Annotated in this window: 15 protein-coding genes and 1 pseudogene; 15 read left to right on the forward strand and 1 reads right to left on the reverse strand. The window is 37.1% G+C overall.

The features are described from left to right. Positions 1-196, reverse strand: a pseudogene (locus G622_RS26310) (transposase); the annotation flags it as partial. 154 nt (positions 197-350) lie between these two features. On the opposite strand from G622_RS26310, the gene G622_RS0101865 reads away from it, so the two are divergent. From G622_RS0101865 to G622_RS0101935, 15 genes are all read left to right on the forward strand, one after another. Continuing rightward, a complete protein-coding gene (locus G622_RS0101865; protein ID WP_044912845.1) occupies positions 351-2,135 on the forward strand; it encodes an ABC transporter ATP-binding protein in 1,785 nt (594 codons plus the stop codon). A 2-nt stretch (positions 2,136-2,137) separates the two neighbouring features. After that, positions 2,138-3,928 carry an ABC transporter ATP-binding protein gene (locus G622_RS0101870; RefSeq protein ID WP_026509250.1) on the forward strand — a complete coding sequence of 597 codons (1,791 nt, stop codon included), beginning with the start codon at positions 2,138-2,140 and terminating at the stop codon, positions 3,926-3,928. Positions 3,929-4,053: 125 nt separating this feature from the next. Beyond that, positions 4,054-4,353, forward strand: a complete 300-nt coding sequence (locus G622_RS0101875) for an STAS domain-containing protein (RefSeq protein ID WP_026509251.1) — start codon at positions 4,054-4,056, stop codon at positions 4,351-4,353. Between the two features lie 94 nt (positions 4,354-4,447). Further along, a complete protein-coding gene (locus G622_RS21320) occupies positions 4,448-7,672 on the forward strand; it encodes a cellulase family glycosylhydrolase (protein WP_081675135.1) in 3,225 nt (1,074 codons plus the stop codon). A gap of 14 nt (positions 7,673-7,686) precedes the next feature. Then, positions 7,687-8,862 (forward strand): phosphotransferase, encoded by a 1,176-nt coding sequence (locus G622_RS24205; RefSeq protein ID WP_049945637.1) that lies wholly within the window; start codon positions 7,687-7,689, stop codon positions 8,860-8,862. Between the two features lie 17 nt (positions 8,863-8,879). Further along, positions 8,880-9,284: an ATP-binding protein gene (locus G622_RS0101890; protein ID WP_026509252.1), complete on the forward strand. Its 405-nt coding sequence runs from the start codon at positions 8,880-8,882 to the stop codon at positions 9,282-9,284. A gap of 20 nt (positions 9,285-9,304) precedes the next feature. Continuing rightward, positions 9,305-10,861 carry a PP2C family protein-serine/threonine phosphatase gene (locus G622_RS24210; protein WP_049945638.1) on the forward strand — a complete coding sequence of 519 codons (1,557 nt, stop codon included), beginning with the start codon at positions 9,305-9,307 and terminating at the stop codon, positions 10,859-10,861. A 33-nt stretch (positions 10,862-10,894) separates the two neighbouring features. Further along, a complete protein-coding gene (locus tag G622_RS0101900; protein WP_026509253.1) occupies positions 10,895-11,584 on the forward strand; it encodes a hypothetical protein in 690 nt (229 codons plus the stop codon). A gap of 8 nt (positions 11,585-11,592) precedes the next feature. After that, a complete protein-coding gene (locus G622_RS0101905) occupies positions 11,593-12,102 on the forward strand; it encodes a Gx transporter family protein (protein ID WP_044956942.1) in 510 nt (169 codons plus the stop codon). Positions 12,103-12,123: 21 nt separating this feature from the next. Beyond that, positions 12,124-15,891: a cache domain-containing protein gene (locus G622_RS21335; protein ID WP_049945639.1), complete on the forward strand. Its 3,768-nt coding sequence runs from the start codon at positions 12,124-12,126 to the stop codon at positions 15,889-15,891. A 22-nt stretch (positions 15,892-15,913) separates the two neighbouring features. Continuing rightward, positions 15,914-17,302, forward strand: a complete 1,389-nt coding sequence (locus G622_RS0101915; RefSeq protein ID WP_026509255.1) for a GGDEF domain-containing response regulator — start codon at positions 15,914-15,916, stop codon at positions 17,300-17,302. Between the two features lie 34 nt (positions 17,303-17,336). Further along, positions 17,337-17,957 carry a Holliday junction branch migration protein RuvA gene (ruvA, locus tag G622_RS0101920; protein ID WP_026509256.1) on the forward strand — a complete coding sequence of 207 codons (621 nt, stop codon included), beginning with the start codon at positions 17,337-17,339 and terminating at the stop codon, positions 17,955-17,957. Between the two features lie 24 nt (positions 17,958-17,981). Further along, the gene (gene ruvB, locus G622_RS0101925; RefSeq protein ID WP_026509257.1) at positions 17,982-19,019 is read left to right on the forward strand and encodes a Holliday junction branch migration DNA helicase RuvB; all 1,038 of its coding nucleotides are present in this window, start codon (positions 17,982-17,984) and stop codon (positions 19,017-19,019) included. Between the two features lie 110 nt (positions 19,020-19,129). Then, positions 19,130-19,537, forward strand: coding sequence for a cell division protein ZapA (gene zapA, locus G622_RS0101930; protein WP_029321302.1), 408 nt, complete (start codon positions 19,130-19,132; stop codon positions 19,535-19,537). 131 nt (positions 19,538-19,668) lie between these two features. Further along, the gene (locus G622_RS0101935; RefSeq protein WP_026509259.1) at positions 19,669-22,065 is read left to right on the forward strand and encodes a U32 family peptidase; all 2,397 of its coding nucleotides are present in this window, start codon (positions 19,669-19,671) and stop codon (positions 22,063-22,065) included.

Raw genomic sequence — 22,065 nt, forward strand, 5'->3', positions numbered from 1 at the left:
GGTAATCCCATGGCTCTACTTTTATGATGACGGGAAGCTTATCAACTTTGAACTTTTGATATTTGGGAGAATGGGAATCGTCGAAAGCCCACTGTTTTAGCGGTATATATCTGCATATGAAGTTTACCAGCCAGCAATTCTGCTGATAGAGTTGGTGGATGATTTCAAGTAAATAAAGTATAATGTTCACGAGCATTGTCTCCTGGTTTTTTGTGAGTTTGGTCGCTGACATTATACCAAAAAGGGAGGTCAATGCTCATTTTATTTTGAACTCCCGATAAATCAAGGCTTTAGAACAAAAAAGAGGTAGTAAATTTGACACTACCTAAAAAATGGGGAGAGCAAAAATTATGAAAACAAATGGCAATGAGTGGAAATTTCCACGAACAAGGCTGCAATGGCTTTGGGACAATATGGAAGGGTACAGATTTATTTATGTGATGTGCCTTTTGGGAACAGTAGTTTATAACATGATGCAGCTTACTGTTCCTTATTTTTCGTCACAAATAGTAGATAAATTTCTTACCGGACAGGAGGCAAGAGCTAATTTTAATTCCCATCCTGATGAATTTTACAGATTACTGTTTATGATGGTTGGCTTTACTATTTTGAGATGTATTCTTGTTTACATTGATTGTTATGGTTATGAAAAGGTATCACAGGGGGTTCTTTTCAGAGTCAGGAATTTCCTCTATGACAAAATCCAAAGACAGGACATGAAGTTTTACAGTACCTACAGAACAGGTGACCTGATGACAAGAGTAACGGGTGACCTTGATGCTGTAAGACATATGGTAGCGTGGGTTATGAGAATGGTAATAGAAGCCGTTTCTCTTATAAGCGCTGTCGGAATATATTTCCTTTTTATGAACTGGAAGATGGCGCTCTGCCTGCTGGCTGTAGCTCCGCTTATCTTTGTCATAATAATAATGTTTAAGACTCAGGTTGCACCCATGCATGCACTTCTTCGTGAAAAGCTTGCCGGAATGAATACCATGGCACAGGAAAACATATCCGGTAACAGGGTAGTAAAAGCTTTTGCAAGAGAAGATTATGAGATTAAACAGTTTGATGAATGTAACAAAGATTACAGGGATACCAATAAGAAAACAGCTAATATATGGCTTAAATATTTCCCGATAGTTGAAACACTGGCAAACCTGCTGCCGGTTATACTCCTTTTAATAGGTGGACTGTTTCTTATCAACTCTGAGATGACCATGGGCGAATTTGTCGCATTTTCCGGACTTATTTGGGCAATAGCCAATCCCATGAGACAGCTTGGAAACGTTATGAATGAATTTCAGAGATTTTCAGCCGCAGCAGTTAAGGTTATGGAAATCTACTACTCAGAGCCTGAAATAGTAGATAAGGAATATACTGCACTTATGCCTAACAGATTCGAAGGAAAGGTTGAGTTCAAGGATGTGAGCTTTATGTATTCGGATGGAAAGCTTCCTGTTCTAAAGCATATATCCTTTACCGCAAAACCCGGTCAGACAATAGCCATTATGGGTGAAACAGGCTGCGGAAAAACATCACTTATACATCTTATTCCAAGATTCTACGAACCGACTGAAGGAAAGGTCTTAATTGATGGAGTAAATGTACAGGATATTCAGCTTCATCAGCTGCGTAAGAACATTGGACTTGCAACTCAGGATGTACTTTTGTACTCAGATACTATTGACGGAAATATTGCTTATGGCGATCAGTTCCTCAGTAGGGAAGATGTGCTTAAGTTCGCAAGATATTCACAGGCTTCAGACTTTATAGCAAAAATGCCTGAAGGCTATGAAACTATAGTCGGTGAGCGAGGCGTGGGCTTGTCAGGTGGTCAGAAACAGAGAATCTCACTTGCCAGAGCACTGGCAGTAAGACCTTCAATTCTGATACTTGATGATACAACATCAGCTGTGGATCTTGAAACGGAGAAGGCAATACAGGAAAGTCTTGATAATCTTGATTTTCAATGCACCAAGATTATCATTGCACAGAGAATTTCTACCACCAAGAATGCAGATCAGATTCTCATAATGCAGCATGGTGAAATAACTGAGCGCGGAACACATGAGGAACTTATTAAAAAGGGTGGATATTACGCAGATCTTGTAAAGCTGCAGATGGGAGCATAAATATGGCCAGAAATACTTATAAACAGGATGAAATACTTGAGGAGCCCTTTGACATTAAGCACTTACTCAGAGCTTCAGGATATATAAAAAAGCATTTGGTAAAAATGATAATCGCATTTCTTATGTCAGCTGTAGCAGGAATAACAGCGCTTGTTAACCCTGTTCTTGTAAGAAATGCACTTGATGTTGCCATACCTGAAAACAACAAAACATTACTGTTTTCTTTAGTTGGGATTTCCGTTGTTTTCTATGGCCTTAGTATTTTGTTTTCAACAATAAGATCCAGGATCATGGTAAATGTCAGCCAGGATATTATTTATCAGATCAGACATGATCTTTATGTACATCTTCAGGAGCTGCCATTTCAGTATTATGATGACAGACCGCATGGCAAGATACTTGTACGAGTTGTGAATTATGTAAATTCAGTATCAGATATGCTTAGTAACGGACTTATCAATGTTGTGCTTGAGATATTGAACCTGATCTTCATTGTTGTTTTTATGCTGGCTGTGGATGTACAGCTCAGCCTTGTTGTTCTTGCCGGTGTACCGGTGCTTATGATTTTTATGTTCTGGATAAAAGATAAGCAGAGAAAAGCATGGCAGATGGTTTCAAACAAAAATTCAAACCTGAATGCTTATCTTCAGGAAAACATAGTAGGTGCAAGAATAACACAGATATTTGCGAGAGAAGATGAGAATGCCAAGATTTTCAAAGAACTTTCGGGAGATTGTAAAAAGACCTGGATGAGAGCAATATTTTACAGCACTTTGGTGTGGCCCGGAATAGATACGATTTCTGTCTTCGTAAGAGCGGCAATTTATTTCTTCGGACTTGTTATCTTTGCAGGTGGCAATCAGACATTGGGAACCATAGTTGCAATAAGCAGTTATGCATCAAGATTCTGGCAGCCTATCATGAACCTTGGAAATATCTTTAACGGATTTATTAATAACATAGCTTATCTTGAGAGAATTTTTGAGACCATGGATGAGCCGGTGACTGTTAAGGATGAGCCTGATGCAATAAAAATGAAACCTCTCGAAGGAAAGGTGGAATTTCAGAATGTATCATTCTCATACGAGAAGGGAGAAGAGGTTCTTCATAATGTATCATTTACTGTAGAACCCGGTGAGAGTGTAGCTCTTGTAGGTCCTACAGGTGCCGGAAAGAGTACTATAGTAAGCCTTATTTCAAGATTCTACAATGTAGACAGCGGAAAAATACTTATTGATGGCCAGGATATTTCAAAGGTTACTCTTAAGTCCCTGCGCGAACAGATGGGTATAATGCTTCAGGACAGCTTTATATTCTCCGGCACGATAGAGGATAATATACGATATGGTAAGCTGGATGCCACTTCCAAAGAGATATTAAAGGCCTCCGAAACTGTGTGTGCTGATTCCTTTATCAGAAATATGAGTAAGGGATATGATACGGAGGTTAAGGAACGAGGAGCACTTCTGTCACAGGGACAAAAGCAGCTTATATCATTTGCAAGAACGCTTCTGTCAGATCCTGCAATTCTTGTTCTTGATGAGGCAACTTCAAGTATTGATGTACAGACAGAAAAAGATTTGCAAAGAGGATTAAACGCCATGCTTGCAGGAAGAACCAGCTTTATCATCGCCCACAGATTATCTACCATCACCGGCTGCGATAAGATTATGTACATTAGTAACGGTGGAATAACTGAGTGTGGAACTCATGAGGAACTTATGGCTAAAAGAGGTGATTATTACCATCTTTACACCGCTCAGATAGAAGATATAGAAGGAAAAGCTGTGTGATGATTATAAAATTAAAAATATTTTAAAAAAATTATAAACTTCATACATTTATTGTCGTAATAGTGTACAATAAAGAAGAATATTAAATAAATAAGTTGCAAAACTTTGTGAGGAGGTTATTGTACATGCTAAACATTAAAAAGGATTTAAACGATAAAAATCTGGTAGTTGCACTTGAAGGAAGACTTGATACGACAACTGCTCCTACACTTGAAGAAGAACTTAAGGCTGCACTTCCCGGTGTAGAAGACCTTGTATTTGATCTTGCAAGTTTAGAGTATATTTCCAGTGCCGGTCTTCGTGTTCTTCTTTCCTCTCAAAAGACCATGAATAAACAGGGTAAAATGGTTGTTAAGAATGTTTCTGAAGAAGTAAATGAGATATTTGAAGTAACAGGTTTCTCAGATATTCTTTCTATTGAATAAAGTTTATATGTATGTTCTGATTAGCAGGATAACTCTGTTATCCTGCTAATTAATATATAAGGGAATGTAATCGCTCAAAGCTTGAGGGGGCATTATGCGTTATTTTCACCATAGAAGGATAGTATGCTTTTTTTTGGTGATATTTTTATTACTTCTTAATTTATTGCCAAGGAACAATACTGTTAAAGCTAAAAACGAAACTGCCTATACAGCAAGACCATCTGTAAATGGCAGACTTCATGTTGATGGAAAAAATCTGGTTGATGAAAATGGAACTCCGGTACAGCTGCGAGGATTAAGTACTCATGGTCTTACCTGGTATCCTGATATCATCAATGAAGATTTGTTCGCTCAAATTTCCGATAAATGGAACGTTGGCTTTATCAGATTAGCAATGTATTCTGAAGAATATTGCTCAGGTGAAAAGGACGATAGTCTTAGACTTATGAAAAAAGGTATATCAGCGGCTATTGCCGCTGATATGTATGTTCTTGTGGACTGGCATATCCTTAATGATTATAATCCAAACATCAATAAGGAGCAGGCCAGAGAATTTTTTGAAATAATCTCTTCAGAGTACTCTGATTATCCCAATCTTATATTTGAAATCTGCAATGAGCCAAATGGTGATACTGAGTGGGAAGATATCGTTGAATATAGCAATGAAATAATTCCTGTAATTAGAAAAAACATCCCTGACTCAGTAATTATAGTTGGAACCCCTAATTATGACAGGGACCTTCTTCCTGCTATTAATAGACCGATTGAATTCGACAACATAATGTATACTCTGCATTTTTATGCGGCATCTCATTATCAGGATCTTATGGATGAACTTAGAAATGCTGTAGATTCCGGTCTCCCGGTATTTATTACTGAATGTGGAATAAGTGAAGCTTCCGGTGATGGAATAATTGATTTTAGATCTGCCAAAAAATGGTTCAACTATTTGAATGAGAACTCTATCAGTTATGCTGTATGGAGTTTATCAGATAAGAGTGAAACCTCAGCAATACTTAAATATGATAGAAATTATGATAATTCTATTAGTAACAATGAGCTGACTGTTGCGGGAAAATGGGTAATGGAGCTTGTAAAGGGATCTTCTCCCGATAGTATTAATACTCCTGCTGATATAGTTGAGCTTACTTCAAGCGAGAAAAGATTTGCTATTACCACAAACTCTCTTGGAAAACGCGCATATGATTCACTAAAACAATATTCTATGATGGCTAATTTCAGCGCATTATTCATTATAGTTATATTGATTTTGAGATTCTTAAACAGAAAGATCAATAAGAAGGATAATCTCACTTATTATGATCTGTTTAACAAAAGTGAGATTGGTGAAATATCAAGAACACGCGGATATTATTATTTTATTTTAAAAGGACTTATTATTTTAAGTGCTTACTTCACATTAATATATCTTTGTTGGAGAACTTTGTTTTCAATCCCATACCAATATGGAATCATTCCGGTTATTGCCAACATTCTTTTATTGATTGTTGAAATAGTTGGTTTTATTGAATCCATATTATTGTTCTCTAACCTTTTAGGACTTAAAAATCATCCGCTTCCTGAGATTGAAGATGATGAATATCCAGATGTGGATATTTTTATTGCTACATATAATGAACCGACGGAGCTTCTTCGTAAAACCATTAATGGTTGTAATCATCTGCGTTATCCGGACAAAAGCAAAGTTCATGTTTATGTTTGTGATGATAATCGAAGGAAAGAAATGCGTGAACTGGCAGAGTCCATGGGAGTCGGCTATTTTGACAGACCTGATAACAAAGGGGCAAAGGCGGGTAATTTGAATAATGCTCTTTCAAAAACCAGTTCGCCTTATATAGTTACACTTGATGCTGACATGATAGTTAAGAGTAACTTCCTTTTAAAGACTATTCCATATTTTGTGGATGCAAAAAAAAGAAATGAGAGAAGGAACGAAGAAAAAGAGATAAAGCTTGGACTGTTACAGACGCCTCAATGTTTTTACGACCCGGATGTTTTTCAGCATGCATTGTATTCTGAGAGAAGAGCTCCAAATGAACAGGACTTTTTCTATAGAACAATTGAAGTATCAAAAACTTCTACCAACAGTGTTATTTATGGTGGTTCCAATACAATTTTAAGCAGAGAAGCATTGGAAGCTATCGGAGGCTTTTACACAGAATCCATTACTGAAGACTTTGCAACAGGACTTCTCATAGAAGCCGCAGGATTCGTAAGCCTTGCATTGCCTGAGCCGCTTGCGAGTGGTCAGACTCCGCACACATATAAAGAACATATACAGCAAAGATCAAGATGGGGCAGAGGTGTTATTGTAACTGCTAAAAAGCTGAAAATATGGAGAAACAGAAATCTTTCATTGGCACAGAAACTCAGTTATATTAGTGCTGTAATTTACTGGTATTCACCATTAAAGAATTTTATTTATATTATTTCTCCGCTCTTATTTGCAACATTTGCGATCCCGGTGCTTCATTGTAACTGGCTGGAGCTGTTGCTTTTCTGGTTACCTATGCATTTGCTTCAGGATGCATCGCTTAGAGTAATCAGTGGAAATGCCATTTCGACAAAATGGAGTGGTATTTATGAAACAAGTGTAATGCCGCATTTGTTATTCCCTATTTTAAAGGAATCATTGGGAATAAGCCTTAAGACCTTTAAGGTTACGGATAAATCGAAGAAAGTACAAAAAAGGCAAAGAAATATAAAAGAGATGCTTCCTTTTATAATTTTAGTTGTTCTTTCTGTTATTGGACTTGTCAGGATAATAATTATATTTGATAAAACACAGACTATCGGACTTGCCATTTTGGCTTTTTGGATAATACGAAATCTGTATTATCTGATCATGGCGCTGTTCCTGATAGATGGCAGAGACTATGACGGAGAAGTCGTAAATGTTATTTATCCTGAATTTGTAGATGTCGATATAGCTCATGGCGAGGGTAAAGGTAAAAAATTCTCCGGAGTTACAACGCTTCTGACTGAGCATCACATTGAAGCTTTCTTTGATGGTAATGAGCGCATTCCTGTTGGAAAAGCAGTTAATATACATATAGATACAGGACATTATGCTGCCGAACTTAAAGGCGCTGTTACAGGAATGCGAATATCTAAAAACGGTGATAAATGCACTCATTCTATGGAAATACTTGACTTTGGTGACAGTGAACTTGAGTATCTGGAAATTTTATATGACAGGGTTCCGTCTCTTCCTCAATCGCTTGTAAAGGATTATGGACTTTTGGAACATTTATGGCAGAACATAGCGTATAGAATTGCCAGAACCACAAAACGATAAAAAAGGTGTCTTATATGGAAGAAGTAAGAGTAGAAAAAATTGAAAATTGTATAAAGGTGTTTTTAAAGGGAAGAATTGATTCAACAAATGCTCCTGAATTTGATGCGGTGATTAAAGAGTCAGTGCCGGACGATGGAGATGTAATAATTGATGCCGGAGAACTTGAATATATCTCAAGTGCAGGACTCCGTGTGATACTGCATATTATCAAGAAACATAAAAATATAAAGATGATAAATGTAGGGTCTGAGATATATGAAATACTTGATATGACAGGTTTCAATCAAATGATGACTGTCGAAAAGGCATATAAGCAGGTGAGCGTAGAAGGATGTGAAGTTATAGGAAAAGGCGCAAACGGAACCCTTTACAGGATTGATAAGGATAATGTCGTAAAAGTCTACAACGATCCAAATGCTCTTGATGATATACATCATGAACGCGAAGTTGCAAGACTTGCACTTGTTCTTGGTATTCCTACGGCGATATCCTACGACGTTGTGAAGGTTGGGGACAGCTATGGGTCTGTTTTTGAGCTTTTAAACGCTAAGAGTTTTTCTTCGATAATCGCCAGCGAACCTGACAAATTTGACTGGTGCGTTGATGAGTTTGCAGATCTTTTGAAAAAAATCCATTCTACAGAAGTTGCTCCCGGAAAACTGCCCAGAATAAAGGATACAGTTCTTAAATGGGTGGATTTTACCAAAGATTATATTGATGATGCGCATTACCAAAAGCTTAAAGCTCTGGTTGAAGCTGTGCCGGATACTGATTTTATGATTCATGGAGATTACCATACAAATAACGTTGAGTTTCAAAATGATGAAGTAATTCTTATTGATATGGATACTCTGGCTGTAGGTCATCCGATTTTTGAACTTGGATCAATTTATAATGCTTTTGTCGGTTTTTACGAATTAGATAAGGATTCAATATTAGATTTCCTTGGATATGATTTTGACACTGCTGATAGATTTTATAAGAAGGTACTTGCAAAATATCTTGAAACAGAAGATGAGAATAAAATCAATGAGGTCATCGATAAAGCCAGAATAATCGGTTATACAAGACTTATAAGACGATCCATACGCAGAGGTGCTCTCGAAAATGAACAGGGAATAAATAAGATTGAGTTCTGGAAGAAGGAGCTTTTTGAACTTTTAGATGTAACTGATACCTTAAACTTTTGATTCAAAGGATATGGCATATGAAAGAAATTGTAATTGATGCAAAAGTTGAAAATCTTCCTCAGGTGCTGGAATTTATAGATTCAGAGCTTGAGATTGCAGAATGTAAAATGAAAGACCAGATGAAAATCGATATGGCAGTTGAGGAACTTTATGTAAATATTGCCCACTACGCGTATAGAGACAAGGTTGGTAAAGCTGAGATTACTTTTGATGTAGATGACAAGAACAGGGCTGTTATCACACTTATTGACAGTGGAATTCATTATGATCCTCTTGCCAAGGAAGATCCTGATGTTACTTTGTCTGCAGAGGAGAGAAAAATCGGCGGACTTGGTATTTATATGGTCAAAAACAGTATGGATGATGTACTGTATGAATATGTTGATGGTAAAAACAAAACTACCATTATTAAAAATCTTTGATACTACCGGATGGAATTTTGATGGAACTTATAACTAAAGAACAAAAGCAGCGTGCTATTCTGGCTGCGGTTTTCTATGTAATATTTATTGTAACAAGCGTTCAGTTTCTGTTTATAAGAGGTTTTGCTAATTTAAAGCCTGTTTACATCTTTAATATCAGCGGCGATGTTTTTGCGATGCTGATGGGATATGTGCTTTTTATATGTTGTCTTATAGATGTACAAAAAACAGGTAAGGATCTTAAGTGGCTTTTATATCTTTTAAACGCAGCGTATATTGGAGTATTTACTGATTCAATCGCATGGCTGGTGGATGGAGTAAGTAAATACAGTGCTATTAATTTCCTTGATAATACACTTTATTATTTGTGTGCTCCGTTTGAGGTTTTCTGTTTCTGGAAATATACCAGAACATTTCTGGATATTGAAAAGCCTCATTTAAGAATTATCAATAAGCTGCAATTATTTGGTTTATGTACTTCCGTAGCAGTAAGATTATTGAATATGTTCTTTAAATTTTACTTCTATGTAGACAGTGAAGGAGTTTATCACAGGACCGGCATTTATCTGTTTTCAATGCTGTATGTCTTTAGTTCGATTATATGCACGTTGTCAATTCTTGTGATTGAGAGAAAGAATTTACAGCTATATCAGATAATTACATTTTTTACATATGTACTTGGTCCTACTATTGTATCTGTTCTTACGATACGAATATATGGTCTTTCAATTATAAATGCTGTAATAATGCTTTTTATACTTCTTATGTATTGCGTTCTCAATGTTATGCAGGGAAGAGAAAAAGCGATTGCAGACAGAGACCTTGCTTTGGCATCGGGAATACAGGAGCATATTTTACCTAGGATTTTTCCTCCCTTTCCTGAGAGAAAAGAATTTGACATATACGCTTCAATGACTCCTGCCAAGGAGGTTGGCGGCGATTTTTATGACTTTTTCATGATTGACAATGACCATCTGGCAATAGTTATTGCTGATGTTTCAGGAAAAGGTGTTCCGGCTGCACTTTTTATGATGGTTGCAAGAACTATCATTAAGAATCAGGGATTGTATTCCAGAAAAATGAATCCAAATACGATACTTGCTAAGGTTAATAACCAGTTGTGTGAAGGAAATGATCTCGAATTTTTTGTAACTGCCTGGATTGGTATACTGACTATCTCTACAGGAAAGCTGAAGTATTCAAATGCCGGACACGAATATCCCTGCTATAGAAAAGCAGACGGTAACTTTGTTATTGTTAAAGAAAAACATTCTCCACCTTTGGCTACGATGGAAGGGCTTGTTTTCAAGGGCGGTGAAATTAATCTTGAAAAGGGCGACGTGATCTATATTTACACGGACGGAGTTACGGAAGCGACCAATTCCAATAATGAATTATTTGGAAATGACAGAATGCTGGCTGCATTAAATGAAAAACCGGACGGTACGCCAAAAGAGCTTGATAATGCAGTCAGAACAAGGATATATCAGTTTGTTAAAGATGCTCCGCAATTTGATGATATAACAATGCTTTGCTTAAAATATTATGGAGCAAATGAAAAAAGTGATGTGATATAATATTTTTAAATACAACTTATGAGGAGATAAAATATGGGCAAAAAGTATAAGGAAATTGAAGGCGAACCGATTTTCAAAACATCAAAGATCGTAATTAACTGTTATGATAAAATGATGACTGCGGAGTTTGATAAGGCATCCAGATACCTTTCAGAATGCAATCTCGGACATAAAGATCATCTTCAGATGGAGCTGCTTTTTGAAGAAACAGCTTTGATGCTTGGTGAAATCACAAATGATTTTTCAGCATTACTTTGGTTTGAGAAATATGAGAATTATTGCTGCCTTAAGCTTACTGCTAAAACAGAGATGAACTTCGAAAAGAAGGAAGAGCTTATTTCTGTTTCTTCCAGCGGTGAGAATGCTATGGCTAAAGGTTTCATGGGCAAAATAGCAGACATTATCGAAACAGGTCTTATGGACTTTGATTATGTTGCAAGACTTCAGCAGGAGTACGGTGGAGTTAATGTAGGATTTGGAAGCATGGGTATTTATGACGGCTATGATGGAATAGGCGACATGAATGCAGCATGGTGTCTTTCTGACTACAAAGAATCCCTAAATGACGCTATTGATGATGAGGGTGATGAAAATGAAGCATCTCAGGAAGCGTGGGATGAGCTTGAAAAATCCATCGTTGCAAGTATTGCTGAAGACGTGATTGTTGGAACAAAGAGCAATGTTATCGAGATGACTATCGTCAAAGCTCTTAAACACGCCTGAGCTTTAGAATGGATACGTCAATTAAAATAAAAAGAATAAGTGTATTGGGATTATTGCTTTGTTATGCAATGATTCTGACTTATATTGAATCAATAATACCATTTTTCGGCGGTGTTCCGGGTATGAAGCTCGGACTCCCCAATATGGTAATTGTTCTATTGTTATTTTGCTATGGAGAATTCGAAGGCATTCTCATAAATGTTCTGAGGATAATACTTACAGGATTCCTCTTTGGAACTCTGTTTGGAATAATGTTTTCGGTTTCCGGTGCTGTTATCAGCTTTATAACGATGGTAATTATAAAACGACTGGACCTATTGGATATAAAAGGTGTAAGTATCTGCGGGGGGCTTGCTCATAATCTGGGACAGCTCCTTATTGCGATTTTTATAGTAAAAACCTCCGGAATCATGTTTTATTTGCCATTATTATTGATAGCAGGCGCACTAACCGGATTTTTAAACGGTTTCATTGCAAATGCAATGATAGGATATATAAAGAACTCTAAGCTGCTGTAACACCCTTTGAGGTATTTATCTGTGAAAAAGCATAAACATGCAGCAGGCATTATTATCTTTGTTCTTATAACATTAATAATTGTCACTACTATCAATCTGCTTTTGGTATTCAGAACAACTGCCGATGAGACAATTAGTTCAGGTAAATATCAGCTTGAAAGTATTGGAGCTGAACTTGAAAACGGGATAAAAAATGCCAAAAACTTAACATCACAATATGCAATAAAAGCGCAACCTCTGATCTTGGACAAAGATGTTCTGGAAAAATTCATCCATGATACCCAGGATAAAATCAGAAAAGAGACCGGCGGAGTGGGCTTTAATGTTTATGCAGCAGGCAATGATTGGTACATAATACCGGATCTTAAGGAGGAAGAGTATGATCCTGCTTCAAGACCATGGTATCAGGGCGCTATCAAAAATAAAGGTAACGCCTATGTGAGTTCTCCTTATATTGATGTTGTTACCGGAGCGATATGTTATACCGTTTCTATTTCCTTAGATGATAATGATACGGTTTTTGCTGTCGACTATACTCTTTCACAGATTCAGAATAAAATTCAAAAGATGTCCATAGCTGATAATACTACTTCAGTAATTGTTACTGAGGATGGTATTATTGCAGGGTGTAGCGATCAAAGCTACGTGGGTAGTGAACTCATAGATGCTTTCCCCGATTATATGGGCATTTTTGAGAGTGCAAAACTGTCTGATGAGACTGTTTCCTACAGGCTAAGAAATGGACTTTCCCATGACAATCTTTTTGCAACCGGAACGGAATCGGGCTGGTATCTTATTGTCGGTATTAATGATTGGGAGTTGTACCATAATAATTATCTGTGGTTACTACTTTCAATGGTTCTTAATCTCATAATTTTCTTTGTTATTTTCATTCTTTATTTTATTAGTAAGAATAATGAGGCCAAAGCTCAGGAGGCATTGGATTCCAAAAACAGTTTTCTGCAGGAAATTACAGGGGATCTGAAAACTCCTCTTAGCCAGATACTCAATAATACTGATTCAAGGACCTTCGATGAAGATAAGAACTATGAAGCCAGATTCGAGAGTATTCAGTCTGCCACAAAACAGCTTTCTGAGAGTATTCAGCAGATAATCAGTTATTCAAATTATGTAAAAAGCGAGAATCAGAAACACAGCAGACAGGATGTAAAACGCATAAAGAAGATAAGCAGTAAATACAGAACAATAATAATTGTTCTTATGAGTCTGAGTATGCTTATAAGTGTTATATCCATCAGCTGGATGACTATACGCTGGTGTACTGCCAGCATGCAGGAGAAAGCGGGAAATTATGAAAGCCAGGTAACGGAATGGACTTTATCACAAAAAAACATCCTTGATATGTTTGTTGCAGATATTTCTACGAATTCCGATATATTAAAGAATCCTCAGGAAACTATAGATTATCTCGCCAGAATAACTTCCTGTTATGAACAGATCTCAGCTTCTTATATTGCCAACAAGGACTTTGTTCATTCGGTTTATATGAATACCGGATGGAGACCGGATGATTATTTCAGGATTGAAGACAGACAGTGGTACATGGATACTTTAAATTCTGATACCGGCTTCAATATTTCAAGTCCATATATTGATGTCCAGACAGGACTGTATTGTATAACCTTCTCGGAAGTGGTAAATGATGCAAAAACAGGGGATTATCTTGGCGTATTCGGAATCGATTTTTACATTGATAAGCTGATTGATATTCTTGGCAATTCCTATACAGATACCGGTTATGCATTTTTGACAGATTCCAGGGGAACCATCATAAATCATCCTCACGGGACCTATCAGATGACAAATAAAAGATCCACAAACATAGCAGGTCTTAACTATGAAGAAGCTTATAATGATCAGGGCTCTGTAACAGTATTTAAGGATTATGATAACGTACCTAAAGTAATCATCGCGAAAAATACAAAAATTGCAGACTTTACTGTTTTTGTAGTAATCAATTTCTTTACTATTTACGGGCGTTCAATAGTTTATGGTCTTATAGCATTTTTCTCATCACTTGTTTGTGTTTTTGCTATATGGAATCTGCTTGGAAGTCTTATAACCTGGCAGGATCAGGTTAATGATCAGTTGCAGGATTCTGCAGATGCTGCAATAGCTGCAGGAAAAGCAAAAAGTGATTTCCTTGCCATGATGTCTCATGAAATAAGGACCCCTATTAATGCCATAATCGGTATGAATGAAATGATTCTAAGGGAGTGCGACAATGATGATATAAAATCCTATTCAGCAAATATTCAAAGCGCATCAAAAACACTTCTTTCGCTTATTAACAGTATTCTGGATTTCTCAAAGATTGAGGAAGGTAAGCTTGAAATAGTTTCTGTTAATTATGAAGCAAAAGCACTTATAGCAGATATTATCAATATGATAAGTGCACGTATAAACAAAACCAGTCTTGAGCTTAAGCTTGAGATTGATCCCAAAATACCTCAGGGTATGTATGGGGATGATTTCAGAATAAAACAGATTATACTTAATCTTCTTACCAACGCCGTAAAATATACTGAAAAGGGTAGCGTCACCTTAAAAATGTCAGCAAAGCCTTTAAATAAAGAGGAGGTTCTTCTTGATGTTAAGGTCTGTGACACAGGTATAGGTATAAAAGACACTGACATCGATAAGCTTCATGCATCTTTTCAAAGACTTGATGAGAAGAGAAACAGAAATATTGAAGGTACGGGACTTGGAATTGCAATCGTAACAAGCCTTCTTAAAATGATGGGTAGTAACCTTGAAGTTAAGAGTGTGTATGGTGAGGGCTCTGAATTTTCATTTGTCATCCAGCAAAAGGTTACGGACTGGAGAGATATAGGAGAGTTTGACTTTGAAAGTATTAAGGCAGACATTGCTGAGAGCACTGATAAGTTCCTTGTGGCTCAGGATGCAGACATACTTATTGTAGATGATAATGAGATGAATTTATCGGTAATGAAGAGCCTTCTTAAGAGGAATAAGATAAAACCTGATTTTGCATCAAGCGGACAGGAATGCATAGATAAAGCGGGTACAAGGCACTATGATATTATCTTTTTGGATCACATGATGCCTATGATGGATGGTATAGAAACCCTTGCCATTCTTAAAGAAAGAGATCTTTTAAGTAAGGATACTACCGTGATCGCTCTTACAGCTAATGCCGTTGTTGGCGCAAAGGAAGAATATATTGCTGCCGGATTTGCAGATTATCTGTCAAAACCTGTTGATACAAAGATACTTGAAAAATTCCTGGCAAAATATCTGCCGCCCTATAAATACACCTATGTATCAGCTAATGATGAAAAGGTAAGACAAAAGACCAAGGAGCAGACTAAGAGTAAGGATACCATTATAGATGAGGATATAATAGAGTTTATGCCTTCAACAACAATGGATGAAAGTTCAAAAGAAAACATTGATTACATTAATAAACTTAAAAAATTGTCCTATCTTGATGTGGATTCCGCTGTTTCTCTAAGCGGCAGTATAGATGCATATATCACGGTACTACAGATGTTTATAAGAACTGCCGAAATAAAAAAGAACAGAATAAAAGAATTATATGAAAAGAAGGATATTAAGAACTATATCATAGAGCTTCATGCACTTAAGAGTTCCGCAAAGCTTATTGGTGCAGAAGAATTAAGCAGTCTTGCAAAGGATCTGGAGTTTGCAGGAAAGGAAAATGATTTAAGGGTTATTGAAGAAAAAAACGCCTTAATATTTGAATGGTATGATAGAATTATTAGTGACATAAACAAGACTTCTTAGATGAACTTCGGAGGTTACATTAATGGCCGGCTGGGTTTTTGTAGTTGATGATGACATGACTAATCTGCTTGCAGCAGGTAATATACTTAGCAAAAATAATATAAGAGTCACAGCCATAAAATCAGGAGAAAAGCTTCTTGCTCATATTAGGAACAATAAGCCTGATCTTATTCTTCTTGATATTTTGATGCCACATATGGATGGATATGAGACTTTCAAGAGACTTCGTCAATTGGAGAAGGACTGGGGCGATGAAGAGACACCGGTAATATTTCTTACGTCGGATGAAGATGAGGATGCTGAGATCAGAGCATTGGGACTTGGCGCAGCTGATTTTATACGCAAGCCCCTTAGAGAAGATGTTCTCCTTAAAAGGATCATGAATGTTATTGAGAATCGCGCACGGATACGTGAGCTCATTAATGATGCCACCATTGATGGTCTTACGGGTTTTCTTAATAAATCTGCAGTAAATGCAAAGCTTACTGAAGTCTGTCAAAAAGAAAATGGCGCACTGATGATCCTTGACATAGACAATTTCAAAATGGTAAACGATCTCTATGGCCATGATACAGGTGATAAGCTTCTTAAGCTGTTTTCTGAAGTCATATCTACCAATATTCGTGAAAAGGATATAGTCGGACGAATTGGCGGAGATGAGTTTATCGTATTTTTGAAAAACTTTAAAGCTGAGTCCGGGATTAACTCGCTTAATAAGCGTATAAACAAGCAGTTAAAAGAAATCATGAATAAGTTTTCTACGACTTTGCTGCCTTTTTCTGTAGGCGTATCCAGTGGTGTTGCGTTCGTACCGACTGATGGAAGGAATTACGAAATTCTTTTCAGAAAAGCCGACACGGCCCTTTATCATGTTAAACAAAACGGAAAACATGGTTATAATATATTTGCTGATTCAATGGAGCAGATTGTTACATATGATTCCGCTTCGAAGGATGAGATTGATCAGATCAGCAATGCTTTAAAAGAGAATGAGACCTATAACAGTGCTATGTGGGTCGGTCAGGATGCCTTCAGTCACATTTACAGATATATGTTAAGATATATCAGAAGTTATCATGGCACTGCTTACAGGGTGCTTTTTAAGGCTACACCTGCGAATAGTAATGTAAGTCAGATGGAATTTACAGAGTATATGAAGAGATTTGGTACTCTTATTTCCAATTCGCTAAGAAAAAGTGATGTTATGATGCAAAACGGAATTAATCAGTTCTTTTTATTCCTTCCGGGTATAAATGAGACGGATATAGATAATGTTATATCCAGAATCATGACATCCTGGAATGAACTTGATTTTTCAAAAAAGGTAAGTATATCTTATGAGTCGGAGAACATACAGTCTGAGGACGATAAAGATGGTAACAGACGTATAAATGACTCATCGGATGAATAAATCCCAAAAAATAAATTTAATTGGAGCTCTTTAAATGATTGCTTTTGTAAATGGAATACTTGATGAAAAAAGAGATCTGCTTGCTGTTATCGATGTCGGAGGTATTGGTTATAATGTCAATATCTCCGCTTATACTGCAGACAGATTGCCCGGTAAAGGTGAAAGCGTAAAGCTTTACACATATATGAGTGTTCGCGAAGATGCCATGAATCTGTATGGATTTCTTACGCGGGATGAACTGGATTTTTTTAAACTACTTATAAGTGTCAGCGGAATAGGACCTAAGGGAGGGCAGGCAATACTATCTGTTATGACTCCTGATGATCTTAGATTTGCGATTCTTTCCGGAGATTCGAAATCGATAAGTAAAGCCCCCGGAGTAGGCAAGAAGACTGCTGAAAGACTGGTTCTTGAGCTAAAGGATAAGATTTCAAATGATGATATTATCAGTGGTAAGGCAGGTGGCAGTGCAGAAAACATGTCTGCTCTGACTACTGAGGATACGCCTGCAAATGAAGCCGTTGAAGCTCTTGTAAGTCTTGGATATGCTTTATCAGAAGCATCAAAGGCAGTAAGAGCAGTTATCGCTAAGGGGGATGCAGACGGGGATGATACGGAAGCTATTTTGAAGCTTGCTTTGAAAGAACTTATCTGAATTTGTAAATAAAGTGGTGGAGTTATGGAAAAAAGGACAATAAGAACTACTGCAGAGCGGGGTAATGGAGCTATATATGCAAAGGTTCTTGATGAAGATAAAAAAATAGAAGGGTCACTGAGGCCTAAGAGATTAAAAGATTACATAGGTCAGGCTAAAATCAAAGAAAATCTTAATGTATCAATTGAGGCAGCCAAAAAAAGAGGTCAGAGCCTTGATCATATTTTGTTGTACGGACCGCCCGGACTTGGTAAAACCACTCTTGCTGAAATTATTGCAGCAGAGATGGGAGTTCACTGTAAGGTTACAAGCGGACCTGCAATTGAAAAGCCCGGTGACATCGCAGCAATTTTAAATAACCTCAAAGAAGGTGATGTTTTATTTATTGACGAAATCCACAGGTTGAACAGACAGGTGGAGGAAGTCCTTTATCCTGCTATGGAGGATTATAAAATCGATATCATAATAGGCAAAGGCCCGACAGCAAGATCAATAAGACTTGATCTTCCTCATTTTACACTTATAGGTGCTACCACAAGAGCAGGTATGCTTTCTGCTCCACTGCGAGACAGATTCGGAATGCTCTATAAGATGGAATTTTACGAGACGGAAGAGCTTATGCAGATCATTATGCAGTCAGCTACTGTGCTAGGTGTAGAGACAGAGGATGGCGGCGCAAGGGAAATGGCAAGAAGAAGCAGGGGGACGCCCAGAATTGCCAACAGAATTTTGAAAAGAGTAAGAGATTATGCTCAGGTGAGATATGACGGCGTAATAACAGAGAATGTTGCAAAAACTGCTCTGGATCTAATGGATGTAGATAAGCTCGGACTTGATCATAACGATAGGACACTTCTTCTTACTTTGATTGAAAAGTTCGCGGGAGGACCCGCAGGTCTTGAGACTCTTGCTGCTTCTATTGGCGAGGACGCGGGCACAATAGAGGATGTATATGAGCCATATCTTCTTAAAAACGGTCTTATAAACAGGACTCCGAGAGGAAGAGTTGTTACCTCTCTTGCATATGAACATCTTGGGCTTTCAGAGCTTGCAGATACATGATGTAGTAGTGCCCTTTTGAAAAAATATCGCGCTATACTATTGATAATGTATATGCCTAAAGTATATAATTTGGATAAATACTTTTAAGTTTTGATATGGGGAGGAAAATTATGGCTTCTAAGACAGATACCGAGGTAATCATTGGTGGAAAGGTATTTACTCTGAGCGGATACGAGAGTGAGGAATATCTTCAAAAGGTTGCCTCTTATATAAATAATAAAATTGCAGATTATAATAAAATGGATGGATTTAAGCGACAGCCTCTTGATACACAGAATGTATTATTGCAGCTGAATATTGCTGATGATTATTTCAAAGCAAAGAAGCAGGTTGAAATGCTTGAAGGTCAGCTCAGCGATAAAGAAAAAGAGCTTTATGATATTAAGCACGAGCTTATTGCTACACAGATAAAGCTTGAAAATACAGAAAAAAATGTTAAGAATCTTCAATCTGATATAACAGAGGATTCAAGAAAGATTATTCAGATGGAGACAGAGCTTAAATCTCTGAAAAAGTAATTGTTGGGCTGCCTGTATGGCAGCCTTTATTATAGATGAGGTAATTCTAAATCTGGTGCGAGCCATTGGGATCCACTTGGAAAAGTTATGTGGAACTTGTTTTAGAAGCGCATTAAGCGAGGTTTTTATATATGCGTAAAGTTGAATTATTAGCTCCCGCCGGTAATTATGAAACGATGGTAGGAGCATTTAATGCAGGTGCAGATGCTGTTTATCTTGGAGGGCAGGGGTTCGGAGCAAGAGCCTTTGCTGATAATTTTACTAATGAAGAAGTTATAAAGGCTATACAATATGCGCATTTGCATGGGAAAAAGATATATCTTACAGTTAACACTCTTTTAAAGGAAAATGAAATTCCTGCCTTTAAAGAGTTTTTTGAACCCTTCGCTATGGCTGGACTTGATGGAGCAATAATTCAGGATTTTGGCGTATTCAGGATGATACGTGAAATGTTCCCCTGGGTCGAGCTTCATGTAAGTACTCAGATGACGATAACAGGTGAAGGCGGTGCAAAGCACTTGATGGAACTTGGTGCAAAGCGTATTGTACCTGCAAGAGAGCTGTCTTTATCTGAAATTGAAAATATTCATAATAACTGTAAATTCAGTAATGGTGAAAGCGTTGAAATAGAGGCATTTATTCATGGCGCAATGTGTTACTGCTATTCAGGTGCATGTCTGTTTTCCAGTATGGTAGGCGAGCGTAGCGGAAACAGAGGACGTTGTGCACAGCCCTGCAGACTTCCATATAAGAGCGGCAAAAGAGAATGTTATCCTTTGAGTCTAAAGGATATGTGTATGGTTGATCGAATTCCTGAGCTTATAGAGGTGGGAATCGATTCCTTCAAAATTGAAGGCCGCATGAAAAAGCCAGAATACGCAGCAGGTGTTACCTCTGTGTACAGAAAATATATAGACAGATATTATGAACTGGCAGAATCTGACAGTTTTGAGAAAGGGAAAATCAAATTGGATGCATCAGAAGCTGATAAGAAAATATTGTCAGCTTTATATCTGCGTTCAGAAATAGGTGAGGGATATTATTTCAGACACAACAGCAAGGATATGGTGACTATTGATAATCCTGCATACAATGGTTCTGATGAAAACGTATTAAATACGATACGTGAAAAATATCTCACCGGAGAGAAAAAAATCAAAGTAAATCTCACCGGAAGATTTTTTGTGGGTGAGCCTGCAACTATAACCATAGAAACAGATGGTTCAATATCAGAAAGTATAATCAGTGTGACAAAAACCGGAGATATAGTTCAGGAAGCATTAAAAAAACCCATGTCAGAAGATGACATTACAAAACAGCTTTCTAAATTTGGTAATACCTGGTTTGAGCTTAAAGATATTTCATTGGATATTGATGATAAAGGGATATTTGCAGCAAATAAATCTTTAAACGAATTAAGAAGAAATGCATGTGAAGCCCTGTTAAATGCTATAATAAATAATCAGAAAACAAACGGTATTTGTGAATCATCAGAGGACACTTTGTCTGCCGGTTCTGTTGAAAATGGCATAAATTCTCATGATAATAAAGAGGTCATGAATCGACAGGCTGTCACAGATGATACGGATTCAGACAGAGATATTCTTGCTGTTTCAGTAATGAATAATGCTCAGCTTACGAGCGTTTTTAAACACGCATCCGGAACAGATAAAAGTTTAAGAATATACGCAGATAGCAGGATTATAGAATTTGATTCAAATGAACTCAAAGACATACCTTCAAACGTAAGTATTTATGTTTCACTTCCGTATATTATCAGAAACGAAAGCTTTTTTGATGGTCATAAAGAAATAAGAGAGATACTGAATAAAGCTGATGATCTTAATTTGACAGGTGTTCTTGTACGTAATCTGGAAGAGCTATATGTAATTAAAGAATCCGGATATAAAGGAAAAGTTGTTCTTGATTATGGTCTTTATATCTGGAATCATGAAGCGCTTTTGCTTTATAAGGAGTTATGCGGCGATGATGTTCTGAAGGCGTTCAATTTGCCCTTGGAGCTTAGTTTACATGAGATGAATGAATTCCTTGATTCACTTTATAATGGATCAGAAGGTGAATGCGATTACTCTTTAATTCCGGAAGCAGGACTGATGGTTTACGGAAGAGTACCAATGATGCTGACAGCCGGCTGTGTTAAAAATACTTTGGAGGGCTGCAGTGGTAATAGAGGCAGGCTTTCAGACTACGGTATGACCAGCCTTGTGGACAGGACCGGAAGAACACTTCCTGTTACCTATGACTGTCAGCACTGTATGAATATTATCTGGAACAGCGTTCCTGTATCTTTATTCAAGAAGGCTAAGAAAATCAGAAGATTTTCTGATAAGTATAATATTTTATACAGGATCGATTTCACCACTGAGAATGAAAAAGAAGTCAGTGAGATTTTGAATGCCTACAATGGTATTTTTTATAATCACACAGATAAGAAAAGTTCTGAATTTGATTATATTTTATCACAACAGGATTACACGACCGGACATTTTGAGAGGAGCGCCGATTAA

The organism is Butyrivibrio sp. LC3010 (assembly GCF_000424385.1).
Taxonomy (GTDB): Bacteria; Bacillota; Clostridia; order Lachnospirales; family Lachnospiraceae; genus Butyrivibrio.